Raw genomic sequence first — 14,909 nt, 5'->3', positions numbered from 1 at the left:
CCTGGAACGCTGTTTTATTTTTGGAGACATCTTGACCTTCCGCAAACTCTGCACCGCCCTCCTCGCTGGCGCCTTCGCGCTGGCAGCCGCCGCACCTGCCGCCGCACAGGAGTTCCCCAAGGGCCCGGTCAAGATCATCATCCCCTTCCCGCCGGGCGGGCCCACCGACACAGTCGGGCGCCAGTTGGCGCAGAAGCTGCAGGAAACCTGGGGCCAGCCGGTGTTGATCGAATACAAGCCCGGCGCCGGCACGGCCATCGGAGCCGACTACGTCGCCAAGTCCGCCCCGGACGGGCTCACCATCGGCATGGTGAATTCCTCGCTGGCGGTGAACCCCACCCTGCGCAAGAAGCTGCCCTACGACACGCTGAAGGACCTCTCCGGCGTCACGCAGCTGTTCAACATGCAGCTGGCGATGGTCGCGCGGGCCGACGCGCCTTTCAACACGCTGCCGGAGCTGATCGCCTATGCGAAGAAGAATCCCGGCAAGCTGAACTACGGCACCCCCGGCGCCGGCAGCACGACGCACCTCGGCGCCGAGTTGTTGAAGCGCGAAGCCGGATTCGAAATGCAGCACGTCGGCATGAAGGGCAGCGCGCCCGCGCACACCGAATTGCTCGGCGGGCGGCTGGACGTCGTCGTCGATCCTTTCCTCTCGATCCTGCCGTTCGTGCAGGCCGGCAAGATGAAGATCATCGCCACCCTGGGCGACAAGCGCGTGGCCGGCCACAACTACCCGACCGTGGCCGAAACGGTGCCTGGCTTCAACGTCGGCGCCCTGCTCGGGTTCGTCGCGCCCGCCGGCACGCCGAAGCCGGTGCTGCAGAAGATCCAGGCCGACACCGCCAAGGCGCTGGCCAGCCCCGACATCCAGGCGCGCGCGCAGGAATACGGCCTGCAGGTCGTCGCCTCGAAGCCCGAACAGTTCGACGCACTCATCGCCTCGGAAATGAAGCGCTGGGGCCGCGTCGTCACCGAAGCCAAGATCGAACAGGAATGAGACGGGAATTGCCATGCCCCTGCAACTGAAGCCCCTGCATCCCGTGTTCGGCGCCGAAGCCAGCGGCGTCGACCTGACCCGCCCGCTCGCCGATGCCGACCTGCGCGCCATCAATGCCGCGATGAACGAATACGCCGTGCTGGTGTGGCGCGGCCAGCCGCTCACGCCGCAGCAGCAGATCGATTTCGCGAAGTCATTCGGTCCGCTGGACATTGGCCTGAAGCGCGTCTTCAAGCGGCCGGAACGGCTCGAAGACGAGCGGCTGATCGACATCTCGAACGTGGACGCGCAAGGCAACGTGGCCAGGCGCGATTCGCCCAAGAACCTGTCGAACTTCGCCAACCAGCTGTGGCACAGCGACAGCTCGTTCATGAACCCGCGCGCGGCCTACTCGATGCTGCATTGCGTGATCAAGCCCAGCTGGGGCGGCAACACCGAGTTCGCCGACCTGCGCGCTGCCTACGACGCGCTGGACGAACGCAGCAAGGCCGAGATCCAGGACCTGAAGGCCGAACACTTCGCGCTCCACACGCGGCTGCTGCTGGGCGATGACGCGTACACCGACGAACAGAAGAAGGAAATTCCGCCCGCGGTGTGGCCGCTGGTGGACACGCACCCGGGCTCGGGGCGCAAGGTGCTGTTCGTCGGCGTGCATGCGCGGCAGATCCTGGGTTGGCCGACGGCCGAATCCCGGATGTTCCTGCAGGATCTGCTGGAACATGCCACGCAGCGCGAGCGCGTCTACGTGCATGAGTGGCAGGTGGGTGACCTGGTGATCTGGGACAACCGCGCCACCCTGCACCGCGGCCGGCGCTACGACGTGATGGAACGGCGCGAACTGCGCCGCACCACCATCAACGACACGCCTGAGGCGATGCTGCTGGCGGCCTGAGCGCCTGCGGGCGGGCCAGAAGTGCGCGGGCGCCGGACTCACTCCGATGGAGGCCATCTTGAATGCATGCCCGCGCACGGCTCAGGGCACACGCTCACTGGCCGCATCCCGCGTGAATTGGACGCGCCGGTGCGGTCCGTCACTGTGCAGTTCGAGCGAGTCCATCGCGAGGACGTGCGCACGAAGAATGGCGAAATGATGGCCTTCGATGGCGGGGGGCGCCTCGGCGTGCAGGAATGCCCCGGGCGCTGCATGTGACAGATACTCGCGCGCGCCCGCAGAGCGGCTGATGCGGTCCCAGGCCAGCGCAACCGCCACACCCTCGCGCTGCACGACCACCCTGGCGGCCACCCGCAATTGCCACTGCAGCGAATCACTCCAGAACACCAGACTCGCGCGCGGCTCGGCGGCGATCTCTCCGACTTTGGGGCTGCGCACATCGGTGAAGATCGCCAGGGTACGAGCATCGGCATCCGCATCGCGCAGTACCACGGTGCGGGCCGAGGGTGCACCATCGGCAGCGACTGTCGCCAGGACCGGCGTGCGCCACCCATGCTCCCGGTCGCGTGGGGCTTGCGCGAGTTCTGCCCAGATCCGGTCTTCGAGCAGGCGCAGGCCGCCCGCGCCGGTCAAAACGCGGCGATCCCCGTCATGGCCCGACCCAGGATCAGGGCATGGATGTCGTGCGTGCCCTCGTAGGTGTTCACGACTTCCAGGTTCACCAGGTGGCGGGCGACGCCGAACTCGTCGCTGATGCCGTTGCCGCCCAGCATGTCGCGCGCGACGCGCGCGATGTCCAACGCCTTGCCGCAGGAGTTGCGTTTCATGATGGAGGTGATCTCCACCGACGCCGTGCCCTCGTCCTTCATGCGGCCCAGGCGCAGGCAGCCTTGCAAACCGAGCGTGATTTCGGTCTGCATGTCGGCCAGCTTCTTCTGCACCAGCTGGTTGGCGGCCAGCGGCTTGCCGAACTGCTTGCGGTCCAGGACGTACTGGCGCGCGCGGAACCAGCAGTCTTCGGCCGCGCCCAGCGCGCCCCAGGCGATGCCGTAGCGCGCGGAGTTGAGGCAGGTGAACGGGCCCTTCAGGCCGCGCACTTCGGGGAATGCGTTCTCTTCCGGGCAGAACACGTCTTCCATGACGATCTCGCCGGTGATGGAAGCGCGCAGCCCTACCTTGCCGGTGATCTTGGGGGCAGAGAGGCCCTTCCAGCCTTTTTCCAGCACGAAGCCGCGGATGGCACCTTCGTCGTCCTTGGCCCAGACCACGAACACGTCGGCCACGGGGCTGTTGGTGATCCACATCTTGCTGCCGGTCAGCTTGTAGCCGCCATCGACCTTGCGGGCGCGGGTGACCATGCTGCCGGGGTCGGAGCCGTGGTTCGGCTCGGTGAGGCCGAAGCAGCCGATCCACTCGCCCGTGGCGAGCTTGGGCAGGTATTTCTGCTTCGTCTGTTCGTTGCCGAACTCGTGGATCGGCACCATCACCAGCGACGACTGCACGCTGTTCATGGAACGGTAGCCCGAATCGACCCGCTCGACCTCGCGCGCGATCAGGCCGTAGCAAACGTAGTTGAGGCCGGCCCCGCCGTATTGCTCGGGGATGGTCGCACCCAGCAGGCCGAGTTCCCCCATCTCGCGGAAGATGGCCAGGTCGGTGTGCTCGTTGCGGAACGCTTCGGTCACGCGCGGCAGCAGCTTCTCCTGGCAGTACGCCTGCGCCGCATCGCGCACGGCGCGCTCGTCATCGGTGAGCTGCTGGTCCAGCAGCAGCGGGTCGGCCCATTGGAAGGATGCTTTGGATGCCATGGCAGCGTGTCTCGGGAGGAAGGTTGCGGGAATGTTCTGGTGAGTTTAAGGCCGCCGATTAAGGGGGACAAACGTAAAATCCTGGCCTTATGCATGAGTTTTCCGAATGAACCAGCACCGCTTGCTGCCTTCGATGTCGCTCCTGCAGGCTTTCGAGGCGGCCGCGCGCCACCAGAGCTTCACGCGTGCGGGGGAGGAACTGTCGCTGACGCAAAGCGCGGTCAGCCGCCAAGTCCAGGCGCTCGAGTCCCTGCTGGAGGTGGAACTGTTCCGCCGCGCGGGCCGGCGCATCGCACTGACCGACATCGGCGCGATGTACGCGAAGGAGACGGCGGCGGCGCTGGAGCGCATCCGCAGCGCCACCGCGCAGGTGGCGGCGTTCCGGACCGGCGTGGGTTCGCTGCACCTCGCCACCGTGCCGACTTTCGGTTCCAAGTGGCTGCTGCCGCGCCTGGCGAACTTCTATGCGCTACACCCCGGCATGCTCGTCCACATGCATTCCCGCATCGCCGATTTCGACATGGACCTGTCGGGCATGGACGTCGCCATCCGGATCGGCGACGGGCATTGGCCCGGCCTGTTGTCGCACGAGCTGGTCGAAGACCGGCGCGTGGTCATTGCCAGCCCGCGATTGCTGCGGCGGCAGCCGCTGCGCTCCGCGCAGGACGTTCCCGCCCACCTGCTCTTGCAGGTGGCGACGCAGCCGCAAGCCTGGCGTGAATGGTGGCAGGCCCAGGCCCTGCCGTTGCGCGCCATGCAGAACGGGCCGCAGTTCGAATACGTGGCGCACATGATCCAGGCCGCCACCGCCGGCATCGGTATCGGACTGGTGGCGCGGACGCTGGTGGAGGAAGAACTGAAAAGCGGCGCGCTCGTGATCGCCTTGGACATCCCCGTGCCCACGCGGCGCGCCTACTACCTCTGCTATGCACCGGAGAAGGCGCAGTTTCCGCCGCTGGTGGCTTTCCGCGACTGGCTGCTCGCGGAAGCGGCTTCGTAGGGGACGCGAGCTATCCCGGCAGGACGGCAGTCACCTCGATTTCCACTTTCGCCCGGTCCTCGATCAGCGCGCTCACCTGCACCGCGGTCATCGCCACCGTGTAGTTCCCGATGATCTCGCGATAGGCCTGGCCGATCTCACGGCTCGCGGCCAGGTACGCGCGCTTGTCGGTGACGTACCAGGTCATGCGCACGATGTGCGAAGCATCGCCACCCGCGGCCTTGAGCACGTCGGCGATGTTCTGCAGGGCCTGGCGGGCCTGGCCGCCGAAATCGTCGGTGTGGAACACGCATTGCGGGTCCCAGCCGATCATGCCGGCGATGGCGAGCGTGCGGCCCTGGGCCAGCACCCCGTTGGCATAGCCTTTGGGACGCGGCCAGCCTTCCGGCAGGATGGCCTGGTGGGGAGAACCGGGGATAGAAGAAACCTCCGTGCTGCGCACTTCGGTGCGAGCGCCTTCGGGCGGCCGGGCGGCGCTCATCCACGCACCTCCTTCAACATTTCGCGCGCGATGATCAGTTGCTGCACTTCGGTTGCTCCTTCGTAGATGCGAAGCGACCGGATCTCCCGGTACAGCTGCTCCACCATTTCACCGCTCCTCACGCCCAGTCCACCGAACATCTGCACGGCGGCGTCGATCACCTGCTGCGCACCCTCGGTCGCCACCATCTTGGCCATCGCGGCCTCCTTGGTGACGTTGCGCCCCTGGTCGCGCTGCCAGGCCGCGCGGTAGACCAGCAGGGCCGAGCTGTCGATGGTCGTCGCCATCTGCGCCAGCTTTGCCTGCGTCAGCTGGAAATCCGCCAGCGTCTGGTTGAACATCTTGCGCGTGGTCGTGCGGACCAGTGCCTCGTCGAGCGCGCGCCGGGCGAAGCCCAGGGCGGCCGCGGCCACCGACGTGCGGAACACGTCGAGCGTGCGCATCGCCACCTTGAAGCCTTCGCCCGCGGCGCCGATCCGGTTGGCCAGCGGGATGCGGCAGTTCTGGAAGCGCAGGCGCGCGAGCGGATGCGGCGCGATCACCTCGATGCGCTCGGCGATCTCGAAGCCTGGGGTGTCGGCATCGACGATGAAGGCGGAGATGCCGCGCGGTCCCGGCGCTTCGCCGGTGCGGCAGAACACGACATAGAAATCCGCGATGCCGCCATTGGAGATCCAGGTCTTCTCGCCTTCCAGGATCACGTGGTCGCCCTCGACATGCGCCGCGCACTGCAGGTTGGCGACGTCGGAACCCGCATCGGGTTCCGACAGCGCGAAGGCGGCGATGGCGTCGCCCTCGGCGACGCGGCCCAGGTAGCGTTCCTTCTGCTGCTGCGACCCTTGCAGGCTGATCGCACCGGAGCCTAGCCCCTGCATCGCGAACGCGAAGTCGGCCAGGCCGTTGTGCCGCGCCAGCGTCTCGCGGATCAGGCAGATGGCGCGCGTGTCGATCACGTCCTGGTGGCCCTGGCTGCCGCCCACGGCGTGGCGCAACCAGCCCCCGCGCCCGAGTTCGCGCACCAGCTGCCGGCAGGCGCTGTCGACATCCGGGCCATGCAGATGGGCAACGTGGGTGCTCGCCCATTCGTCGAGTTCGGCGGCGAGATGGCCGTGCTGCTCCTCGAAGAACGGCCAGTCGAGGTGGCTCAGGTCACGCATCTCAATTCCCTTCGAAGGCCGGCTTGCGCTTGGCCACGAACGCCTCGTAAGCGCGGTTGAAATCCTCGGTGAGCATGCAGATCGCCTGGGCTTGCGCCTCGGCTTCGATCGCCTGTTCGATCGTCATGGCCCACTCCTGGTGGAGCATGGTCTTGGTGATGCCGTTGGCAAAGGTGGGGCCGCTTGCCAGATCGCGGGCCATCGCCTGCGCATCGGCCAGCACGGCCTCGGGCGCGCAGAGCCGGTTGAAGAAGCCCCAGCGCTCGCCCTCTTCGCCACCCAGCGCGCGGCCGGTGTAGAGCAGCTCGCTCGCACGCCCTTGGCCGACGATGCGCGGCAGCATGGCGCATGCGCCCATGTCGCAGCCGGCCAGGCCGACGCGGTTGAAGAGAAATGCCGTCTTGCTGCGCGCCGTGCCGAAGCGCAGGTCCGAGGCCATGGCGACGATGGCGCCGGCGCCGGCGCAGATGCCGTCGATGGCGGCCACGATGGGTTGCGGGCAGGCGCGCATCGCCTTCACCAGGTCGCCCGTCATGCGGGTGAACATCAGCAGCTCAGGCGCCTTCAGCTTGACCAGGGGCCCGATGATCTCGTGCACGTCGCCGCCCGAGCAGAAGTTACCGCCGGCACCCGTGACGACCACGGCATGCACGTCGGTGGCGTACTTCAACCGGCCGAACAGGTCGCGCAGTTCGGCGTACGAGTCGAAGGTCAGCGGGTTCTTGCGGTCGGGGCGGTTCAGGGTGACCGTCGCCACACCCTGCTCCACCTCCCAGAGAAAGTGCTGCGCGCGGTAGCCGGCGAGTTGCTGGCGATTGCCCGCGGCCAGCGCCGGGTCCAGGCGCTCAGTTGAATCGTTCAATCTTGGTCTCCTGGGGCTGCATGGCCCGCTCTCGCTCGAGGTTGCGTTCGAGCTGGTTCTTGCCCGAAAGGTACTGCACGGGCCACTGCACGTCTCCGTAGCCGATCTTCGCCGCCTCGAGCAACGACCAGGCGGGGTTGGCCAGATGCGGGCGCGCAACGGCGCACAGGTCGGCCCGGCCCGCGGCGATGATGCTGTTCACGTGATCGGCTTCGGAGATCGCACCCACCGCCATGGTGGCGATTCCCGCTTCGTTGCGGATGCGATCCGCAAACGGGGTCTGGTACATCCGCCCATACACCGGCTGCTGCTTCTTGCTGACCTGGCCCGACGAACAATCGATCAGGTCGGCGCCCGCTGCCTTGAAGGCGCGTGCGATGGCCACGGCGTCGTCGGGCGTGATCCCGCCATCCACCCAGTCGTGCGCCGAGATCCGCACCGACATCGGCAAGTGATCGGGCCAGGCGGCGCGCATGCCCGCGAAGACTTCCAGCGGGTAGCGCAGACGGTTCTCCAGCGAGCCGCCGTATTCATCGGTCCGCTGATTGGTCAGCGGCGAAATGAAGCTGGAAAGAAGGTAGCCATGCGCGCAGTGCAGTTCGAGCCAGTCGAAGCCGGCCTCGGCCGCCAGGACGGTGCTGCGGACGAAGTCGTCGCGCACGCGCTCCATGTCCTGCCGCGTCATGGCGCGCGACCAGTCGCTGACGCCGTCCAGGTATTGCTGAGGCGACGCCGAAATGAGCGGCCAGTTGCCGGATGCCAGCGGCTGGTCTTCGCCCTCCCAGGGGACGCGGGTGGAACCCTTGGCACCGGCGTGGCCCAACTGCATCGCGACCTTCGCTTCGGTGCTGGCGTGGATGAAATCCACGATGCGCTTCCAGCCGTCGCGCTGCTGCGTGTTCCAGAGACCCGGGCAGCCGGGGGTGATGCGCGCGTCGGGCGTGGGGCAGGTCATCTCGGCGAAGACCAAGCCGGCCCCACCCATGGCACGGGCACCGAGGTGGACCAGGTGATAGTCGGCCGGCAGGCCGTCGGCGCAGGAATACTGCGCCATCGGCGACACCACCACGCGGTTCTTCAGCGTGACTTCACGCAGCGTGAACGGCGTGAACATCGGCGGGATCGGCTGGCGCTCCGGCGGCCGCGGCTGGCCCGCGCGTTCAGCCATCCAGTCCTCGTAGTCTTCCACGTAACCGCGGTCACGCAGCCGCAGGTTCTCATGGCTGATGCGCTGGCTGCGCGTGAGCAGTGAATAGGCGAATTGCTCGGGAGGGAGGTTCACGTAGCGCGTCACGTTCTCGAACCACTCGGTCGAATTGCGCGCGGCGTTCTGGATTTTCAGCACCTCGATGCTGCGGACGGCCTCATAGCGTTGCAGGGCCGCCCGGAGGTCGCGCGGCGATTGACTGATGCAGCGCGCGAGCTCGATCGAATCCTCCAGCGCCAGCTTCGTCCCCGAGCCCACCGAGAAATGAGCCGTATGCGCCGCATCACCCATCAGCACGATGGGCGGTCCGCCTTCGTCGCGAACCCAGGTCTTGCAGACGACGCGCGGAAACCGGATCCATTGGGCAGAACCGCGCAAGTGCGCAGAGTTCGACATCAGCGGGTTGCCGTCCAGGTGACTGGCAAAGAGCTTCTCGCAAAACGCGATCGCGTCTTCCTTCTCCATCGTGTCGAGCCCCGCCTTCTTCCACACCTCCTCCGGCGTTTCCACGATGAAGGTCGAGGTTTCGTCGTCGAACTGGTAGGCGTGCGCCTGGAACCAGCCGTGCTCTGTTTCCTCGAATGCGAAGGTGAACGCTTCGAAACGCTTGTGGGTGCCCAGCCAGACGAAGCGGCAGGTCCGCAGGTCGATGTCGGGCTGGAAGGTCGACGCGTACTTCGTGCGGATGCGGCTGTTCAGGCCGTCGCTCGCAATGATCAGGTCCGCTTCGGCATAAGCCTGGTCGTCCTGCACGTCGGCTTCGAACACCAGTTCCACGCCCAGGGCCTCGCAACGCCGTTGCAGGATGTTCAGCAGCCGCTTGCGGCCGATGCCGCAGAAGCCATGCCCGCCCGAGCGGAATTTGCGCCCGCGGATGTGGACCTCGATGTCGTCCCAGTGGTTGAACGCGCCGAGGATCTCGCCGGCCGATTCCGGATCGGCCTGCTGGAGGTTGCCCAGCGTCTGGTCCGAGAACACGACTCCCCAGCCGAAGGTGTCGTAGGGCTTGTTCCGCTCCACCACCCGCACGCGATGCGAAGGGTCCTGCTTCTTCATGAGCAGGGCGAAGTAGAGGCCCGCCGGGCCGCCGCCGATGCAGACGATATCCATGCGCGCTCCGTTCGCTTGTTGCTCCAGACCTGGATATTTTAAGTTTAAAGCTTTTCGTGGGCGAGCGCCATCACTTCGCGCGGCGGCCGGTCCTTGAGACGGTGGTCGCTCCAGACCTGGCGCCAGCGCCGCGCGCCCGGCAGGCCGTTGTACAAGCCCATCATGTGCCGGGCCACCGAGTGCCAAGGCGTGCCCGAGGACGCCTGGCGTTCCATGTACCCGACCATGGCGGCCTCCACTTCCTCGCGGCTGCGCGGTGGTGGCTCATCCCCGCACAGCGCGTCCCACCCTGCCAGCCACCAGGGATGGTGGTACGCCTCACGCCCCAGCATCACGCCGTCGACGTGCTGCAGCTGTTCGGCGAGCTGCGCATCGCTGGTGATGCCGCCATTGATGGAGATGACCAGATCCGGGAACTCCTGCTTCAACCGGTGGACCATGGCGTAGCGCAACGGGGGCACTTCGCGGTTCTCCTTGGGCGACAAGCCTTTGAGCCAGGCATTGCGCGCGTGCACGATGAAGACCCGGCAGCCAGCCTCGGCCACCGTGCCGACGAAATCGCGCACGAATTCGTAGCTCTCGCCCTTGTCGATGCCGATCCGGTGCTTCACCGTCACCGGCACGTTGACCGCATCGGCCATGGCCTTGACGCAGTCCGCCACCAACGCCGGCTCCGCCATCAGGCAGGCCCCGAAGGCGCCGCGCTGCACCCGTTCGCTGGGGCAGCCGCAGTTGAGGTTGATCTCGTCGTAGCCCCACTCCACGCCCAGCCGCGCGCATTTCGCGAGGTCGGCCGGTTCACTGCCGCCGAGCTGCAGCGCTACCGGGTGCTCCGCGGCATCGAAATCCAGGTGGCGCGGCACGTTGCCGTGCAGCAAGGCCCCGGTGGTCACCATCTCCGTATAGAGCCTGGCCCTCTTGCTCAGCAGGCGGTGGAAGTAGCGGCAATGCCGATCTGTCCAGTCCATCATCGGCGCCACCGAAAGGCGCCACGGGTTAGAAGTCTCGTCGTTCACGCCTGGAACTGTAAGGCCCAGCGCCCCGCTCCTACACGCCGTTGCCTACGGCGCTGACATCGAAGCCCGGCCGTATGGGCTCGAATGCTCTCTGCCACCCTGGAAGGAGCCAAAGAATGAAGCCTTTTCACATCGAACCCGGCATGCTGACCATGCGCGGCGTGTTTTACCCGACCGGCTACATGATCCTCATGTTCCCCGGGGAGCAGGACGCGCGCAATGCCATGCAGAAGCTCGTCGACGACGGTATCGACGAGGGCGAGGTCTCGCTGGTCTCGCCGCAGATGTTCCAGGAGGAGGTCGCGCGCACGGTCGGCAACGCCGACATCCCGCTGCCGTCGGCCGGTACCGAGGCGGACACCGTCCGCAAGTTCACCGAACTCGCGAGCCAGGGCCACTTCGCCCTGATGATCCACGCACCCTCGGCGAAGGAATCCGATCGCGTCATGGCCCTGCTCGAAGGCACGAACATGTCGTACGGGCAGAAGTACCGGCACCTGGTGATCGAAGACCTGGAAACATAACGGACGAAAACAAGGCCCGCGGAGCGGGCCTTGTCCTTGAGGGGGCGCTGCGCGCCCTAACCCATATGGAGGCCGCCGTTCACCGAGAAGTCGGCGCCGGTGGAGTAGCCCGCCTCATCACCCGCCAGCCAGGCGATGATGGAAGCGATCTCGCTCGGCTCGCCCAGGCGCTTGACCGGGATGGTGCCGACGATCTTGTCGAGCACGTCCTGGCGGATCGCCTTGACCATGTCGGTGCCGATGTAGCCCGGGCTCACGGTGTTGACCGTCACGCCCTTGTTGGCGAGTTCCTGCGCCAGCGCCATCGTGAAGCCGTGCATGCCGGCCTTGGCGGCCGAGTAGTTGGTCTGCCCCGCCTGGCCCTTTTCGCCGTTGACGGACGAGATGTTGATGATGCGGCCCCAGCCCTTCTCGACCATGTCGCCCACGACCTGCTTGGTCACGTTGAACATGGAATTGAGGTTGGTCTCGATCACCGCGTCCCAGTCTTCGCGGGTCATCTTCAGGAACATGCGGTCCCGGGTGATGCCGGCGTTGTTCACCAGGACGTCGATGCTGCCGTGCTCGGCCTTGGACTTGCTGAACGCCTCGACGGTGGAGTCCCAGTCGCCGACATTGCCGACCGAGGCGTGGAAGTCGTAGCCCAGCGCCTTCTGTTCGCCCAGCCACTTGTTGAAATCACGCGTCGGGCCGCAGCCCGCGATGACAGTGAAGCCTTCCTTGTGCAGGCGCTGGCAGATGGCGGTGCCGATGCCGCCCATTCCGCCGGTGACGTATGCCACTTTCTTGGCCATGTGGTTCTCCTTGTCTTCTTCAGTTGCTGTTGTCAGGCCATTGTGCGCGTGTCAGACACGCTCGACGGCAAGGGAAACCCCCATGCCGCCACCGATGCACAGGGCGGCCACGCCCTTCTTCGCCTCGCGCCGCTGCATCTCGTGCAGCAGCGTGACCAGGATGCGCGCACCGGACGCACCGATCGGGTGCCCGATGGCGATCGCGCCACCGTTCACGTTCACCTTGGCGGCATCGATGCCGAGTTCCTTGTTGACCGCGCAGGCCTGCGCGGCGAAGGCTTCGTTCAGCTCGAACAGGTCGACCTCCGAGGCCTTCCACCCCGCGCGCTCCAGCGCCTTCTTGGTGGCCGGCACGGGGCCCATGCCCATCGTGGCCGGGTCGAGGCCGCTCGTGCCGAAGGACTTGATGCGTGCCAGCGGCTTCAGGCCGAGTTCGGCCGCCTTCTTCGCGCTCATCAGCACCAGCGCCGCGGCGCCGTCGTTCAGGCCGGACGCGTTGCCGGCCGTCACGCTGCCAGCCTTGTCGAACGCGGGGCGCAGCCCGGCCAGCGCTTCCGCATTGGTCTTCTTGTTGATGAACTCGTCGGCATTGAAGACGATGGGGTCGCCCTTCTTCTGGGGAATGTTCACGGCGACGATCTCGTCCTTGAACTTGCCGGCTTCCTGCGCGGCGGCCGCTTTGGTCTGGCTGCCGAGCGCCAGCTTGTCCTGCGCGTCACGGCTGATGTCGTGCGCCTTGGCGACGTTCTCGGCCGTCACGCCCATGTGGTACTGGTTGTAGACATCCCACAGGCCGTCGACGATCATGGTGTCCTGCATCTTCCAGTCGCCCATGCGCTGGCCGTCGCGCGAGCCCATCAGGACGTGCGGGGCGGCGCTCATGTTTTCCTGGCCGCCGGCGACAACGATTTCCGCATCGCCCCAGGCAATCGCCTGCGCGGCGAGCATGACGGCCTTGAGGCCGGAGCCGCAGACGGCGTTGATGGTGAGCGCGGGCACTTCCTTGGGCAGACCGGCCTTCAGCGTGGCCTGGCGCGCCGGGTTCTGGCCGGAGCCCGCCGTGAGCACCTGGCCCATGATCACTTCGCTGACCTGTGACGGGTCGACCTTGGCGCGCGCGAGCGCTTCCTTGATCACGATGGCGCCCAGCTCGGTGGCGGGGATCTTGGCGAGCGAGCCGCCGAACTTGCCGACTGCGGTACGCACGGCGGAAACGATGACGATGTCTTCCATGAATGTCTCTCCTGAAGATGAAACTGGGTCCCCGCCCCCGCCTACGCGGGGGCAGGCTCTGCGGCGGGGATGAAAGCCCTTCAGGCTTTCACTTTGACGTACCGGCCGGGCGCGGCCTCGATGGCCTTGTATTTGACTCCCTTGCCGTAGCTCTTGGGCGCAGCCACCTGCTTGCCCGCGTGCCCCTTCAGCCAGGCGGCCCAGTCGGGCCACCAGCTGCCGGGATGTTCCTTCGCGCCCTTGAGCCATTCCTCATGGCTCTTGGGCAGCTTGTCGTTGGTCCAGTAGGACCGCTTGTTCTTCGCCGGCGGGTTGATCACGCCCGCGATGTGCCCGGAGGCACCCATCACGAAGCGCTTCTTGCCGGGCAGGTGCCTGGTCGAACCGTAGGCGCCGGTGATCGGAACGATATGGTCCTCGCGCGAGCCGTAGATGTACACCGGCAGGTCCAGCTTGCCAAGGTCGACCTTTTGCCCGGCGACCGTGCACTTGCCCGGCTTGATGAGGTTGTTCTCGAGGTACGTGTTGCGCAGGTACCAGGCGTACATGGGCCCCGGCAGGTTGGTCGAGTCGCTGTTCCAGTAGAGCAGGTCGAACGGCGGCGGTGTCTCGCCCTTGAGGTAGTTGCCGACCACGTAGTTCCACACCAGGTCGTTCGGGCGCAGGAAGCTGAAGGTGGACGCGAGCTCCTGGCCCTTGAGCATGCCCCCCTGGCCCATCTGCATCTCGCGGAATTTGACGAAGTTCTCGTCGATGAAGAGGTCCAGGATGCCGGTGTCGCCGAAGTCGAGCAAGGCGGTGAGGAAAGTGGCGGACGCCACCGGCTTCTCGCCGCGCGCGGCCAGTACCGAGAGCGCCGTCCCGAGGATCGTGCCGCCGACACAGAAACCCAGCGCGTTGATCTGCCGTGCGCCCGTGATGTCCTGCACCACCGAGATCGCCTTGATGGCGGCGTCCTCGATGTAGTCGTCCCAGGTCTTGCCATCCAGCGACGCGTCCGGGTTGCGCCAGCTCACGACGAAAGTGCGGTGCCCCTGCTCCACCACGTAGCGGATCAGCGAGTTCTCCGGCTGCAGGTCCAGGATGTAGAACTTGTTGATGCAAGGCGGGATGAAGAGGAACGGCCGCTCGTGCACCTGCTTCGTGAGCGGCTTGTATTCGATCAGCTGGAACAGCTCGTTCTCGAACACCACCGCGCCTTCCGTCGTCGCCACGTTCCTGCCGACTTCGAAAGCGCTTTCGTCAGTCATCGAGACGTGGCCCTGCTGGATGTCCGCCAGCAGGTTCTGCATGCCCTTCGCGATGCTCTCGCCCTTGGACTCGATCGCTTTCTGCTGTGCCTCGGCGTTCAGCGCCATGAAATTGCTTGGCGCGGACGCGGCCATCCATTGCTCCACGGCGAAGCGCAGGCGGGCCTTGGTCTTCGGGTCCGCGTCGGTGGCTTCGGCCAGGCCGAGCAAGGTACGCGCGTTGAGGAGATAGACCGCGGCCGAAAACGCAGCGACCGGATTGCGCGACCAGGCGTCGTTGGCGAAACGCTTGTCGCCCGAGAGGGGGTTGCCCGTGAGGCCCTGGTTCCAGAGTTCGGTGGCCTCGCGCACGTAGGCCTCCTGCAGCGCCTTCAGCTTGTCGGGCGCGAAGCCCAGGCCCGGCAAGGCACCTGCGCCTTCGCCGGCCTGCTGGAACGATTGAAGGGCTTGCTGCCAGCGCTGCGTCAGTTCCCCTTGGAACTGCTGCGCCTGGCCCAGCCAGTTGGCGTCAGAATTCATGCTTGTCTCCTGCTGTCTTATTCGGGTTTCCCCGAAGTATCCCACCAAAAATGCTG

The 14,909-nt window shown here is 66.3% G+C and carries 14 protein-coding genes; 4 read left to right on the top strand and 10 right to left on the bottom strand.

What is annotated here, in order from left to right; all coding sequences use genetic code 11:
* Positions 1–31: 31 nt before the first annotated feature.
* Both FN976_RS25345 and FN976_RS25340 read left to right on the top strand, forming a co-directional pair.
* A complete protein-coding gene (locus FN976_RS25345; RefSeq protein WP_186511185.1) occupies positions 32–1,000 on the top strand; it encodes a tripartite tricarboxylate transporter substrate binding protein in 969 nt (322 codons plus the stop codon).
* Between the two features lie 13 nt (positions 1,001–1,013).
* Positions 1,014–1,892 carry a TauD/TfdA dioxygenase family protein gene (locus tag FN976_RS25340; protein ID WP_145896196.1) on the top strand — a complete coding sequence of 293 codons (879 nt, stop codon included), beginning with the start codon at positions 1,014–1,016 and terminating at the stop codon, positions 1,890–1,892.
* 81 nt (positions 1,893–1,973) lie between these two features.
* Here the strand turns inward: FN976_RS25340 and FN976_RS25335 are convergent, their stop codons facing one another.
* Together FN976_RS25335 and FN976_RS25330 are read right to left on the bottom strand one after the other, a co-directional pair.
* Positions 1,974–2,525: a pyridoxamine 5'-phosphate oxidase family protein gene (locus FN976_RS25335; RefSeq protein ID WP_145896194.1), complete on the bottom strand. Its 552-nt coding sequence runs from the start codon at positions 2,523–2,525 to the stop codon at positions 1,974–1,976.
* Positions 2,522–3,700 (bottom strand): acyl-CoA dehydrogenase, encoded by a 1,179-nt coding sequence (locus tag FN976_RS25330; RefSeq protein ID WP_145896192.1) that lies wholly within the window; start codon positions 3,698–3,700, stop codon positions 2,522–2,524. The genes FN976_RS25335 and FN976_RS25330 overlap by 4 nt, the downstream gene beginning before the upstream one ends.
* Before the next feature lie 106 nt (positions 3,701–3,806).
* Here FN976_RS25330 and FN976_RS25325 point away from each other — a divergent pair, with 106 nt between their 5' ends.
* A complete protein-coding gene (locus tag FN976_RS25325; RefSeq protein ID WP_145896190.1) occupies positions 3,807–4,700 on the top strand; it encodes a LysR substrate-binding domain-containing protein in 894 nt (297 codons plus the stop codon).
* 10 nt (positions 4,701–4,710) lie between these two features.
* Here the strand turns inward: FN976_RS25325 and FN976_RS25320 are convergent, their stop codons facing one another.
* From FN976_RS25320 to dusA, 5 genes are read right to left on the bottom strand one after another with little or no spacing between them, the layout of a single operon-like run.
* The gene (locus tag FN976_RS25320) at positions 4,711–5,181 is read right to left on the bottom strand and encodes a RidA family protein (RefSeq protein ID WP_145896188.1); all 471 of its coding nucleotides are present in this window, start codon (positions 5,179–5,181) and stop codon (positions 4,711–4,713) included.
* The gene (locus FN976_RS25315; RefSeq protein ID WP_145896186.1) at positions 5,178–6,338 is read right to left on the bottom strand and encodes an acyl-CoA dehydrogenase family protein; all 1,161 of its coding nucleotides are present in this window, start codon (positions 6,336–6,338) and stop codon (positions 5,178–5,180) included. Before FN976_RS25315 ends, FN976_RS25320 begins: the two co-directional genes overlap by 4 nt.
* A 1-nt stretch (position 6,339) precedes the next feature.
* Complete coding sequence (locus FN976_RS25310) at positions 6,340–7,200, bottom strand: enoyl-CoA hydratase family protein (RefSeq protein ID WP_145896184.1); 861 nt, start codon at positions 7,198–7,200, stop codon at positions 6,340–6,342.
* Entirely contained in the window at positions 7,184–9,517 is a 2,334-nt protein-coding gene (locus tag FN976_RS25305) for a bifunctional salicylyl-CoA 5-hydroxylase/oxidoreductase (protein ID WP_145896182.1), read from the bottom strand. The genes FN976_RS25310 and FN976_RS25305 overlap by 17 nt, the downstream gene beginning before the upstream one ends.
* Before the next feature lie 44 nt (positions 9,518–9,561).
* Positions 9,562–10,533: a tRNA dihydrouridine(20/20a) synthase DusA gene (gene dusA / locus FN976_RS25300; RefSeq protein WP_255440839.1), complete on the bottom strand. Its 972-nt coding sequence runs from the start codon at positions 10,531–10,533 to the stop codon at positions 9,562–9,564.
* Between the two features lie 116 nt (positions 10,534–10,649).
* Here dusA and FN976_RS25295 point away from each other — a divergent pair, with 116 nt between their 5' ends.
* Positions 10,650–11,057 carry an RNA-binding protein gene (locus FN976_RS25295; RefSeq protein ID WP_145896180.1) on the top strand — a complete coding sequence of 136 codons (408 nt, stop codon included), beginning with the start codon at positions 10,650–10,652 and terminating at the stop codon, positions 11,055–11,057.
* 56 nt (positions 11,058–11,113) lie between these two features.
* On the opposite strand, the gene phbB is transcribed toward FN976_RS25295, so the two are convergent.
* The 3 genes from phbB to phaC form a co-directional block, all read right to left on the bottom strand.
* The gene (gene phbB / locus FN976_RS25290; protein WP_145896178.1) at positions 11,114–11,851 is read right to left on the bottom strand and encodes an acetoacetyl-CoA reductase; all 738 of its coding nucleotides are present in this window, start codon (positions 11,849–11,851) and stop codon (positions 11,114–11,116) included.
* A 51-nt stretch (positions 11,852–11,902) separates the two neighbouring features.
* A complete protein-coding gene (locus tag FN976_RS25285) occupies positions 11,903–13,084 on the bottom strand; it encodes an acetyl-CoA C-acetyltransferase (protein WP_145896176.1) in 1,182 nt (393 codons plus the stop codon).
* Between the two features lie 80 nt (positions 13,085–13,164).
* Entirely contained in the window at positions 13,165–14,853 is a 1,689-nt protein-coding gene (phaC, locus tag FN976_RS25280) for a class I poly(R)-hydroxyalkanoic acid synthase (protein WP_145896174.1), read from the bottom strand.
* Positions 14,854–14,909 lie beyond the last annotated feature (56 nt).

This window comes from Caenimonas sedimenti, assembly GCF_007833165.1.
GTDB lineage: Bacteria > Pseudomonadota > Gammaproteobacteria > Burkholderiales > Burkholderiaceae_C > Ramlibacter > Ramlibacter sedimenti.
Note: the sequence above shows the minus strand (reverse complement) of the source record. Positions and strands in the feature narration are given on the sequence as shown.

What these genes read in the sequence shown, in the direction of transcription:
- FN976_RS25295 (WP_145896180.1), top strand. Translation starts at nt 10,650, where the DNA reads ATGAAGCCTTTTCACATCGAACCCGGCATGCTGACCATGCGCGGCGTG.
- FN976_RS25340 (WP_145896196.1), top strand. Translation starts at nt 1,014, where the DNA reads ATGCCCCTGCAACTGAAGCCCCTGCATCCCGTGTTCGGCGCCGAAGCC.
- phaC (WP_145896174.1), bottom strand. Translation starts at nt 14,853, where the DNA reads ATGAATTCTGACGCCAACTGGCTGGGCCAGGCGCAGCAGTTCCAAGGG.
- FN976_RS25330 (WP_145896192.1), bottom strand. Translation starts at nt 3,700, where the DNA reads ATGGCATCCAAAGCATCCTTCCAATGGGCCGACCCGCTGCTGCTGGAC.
- FN976_RS25315 (WP_145896186.1), bottom strand. Translation starts at nt 6,338, where the DNA reads ATGCGTGACCTGAGCCACCTCGACTGGCCGTTCTTCGAGGAGCAGCAC.
- FN976_RS25320 (WP_145896188.1), bottom strand. Translation starts at nt 5,181, where the DNA reads ATGAGCGCCGCCCGGCCGCCCGAAGGCGCTCGCACCGAAGTGCGCAGC.
- FN976_RS25285 (WP_145896176.1), bottom strand. Translation starts at nt 13,084, where the DNA reads ATGGAAGACATCGTCATCGTTTCCGCCGTGCGTACCGCAGTCGGCAAG.
- FN976_RS25305 (WP_145896182.1), bottom strand. Translation starts at nt 9,517, where the DNA reads ATGGATATCGTCTGCATCGGCGGCGGCCCGGCGGGCCTCTACTTCGCC.
- phbB (WP_145896178.1), bottom strand. Translation starts at nt 11,851, where the DNA reads ATGGCCAAGAAAGTGGCATACGTCACCGGCGGAATGGGCGGCATCGGC.
- FN976_RS25325 (WP_145896190.1), top strand. Translation starts at nt 3,807, where the DNA reads ATGAACCAGCACCGCTTGCTGCCTTCGATGTCGCTCCTGCAGGCTTTC.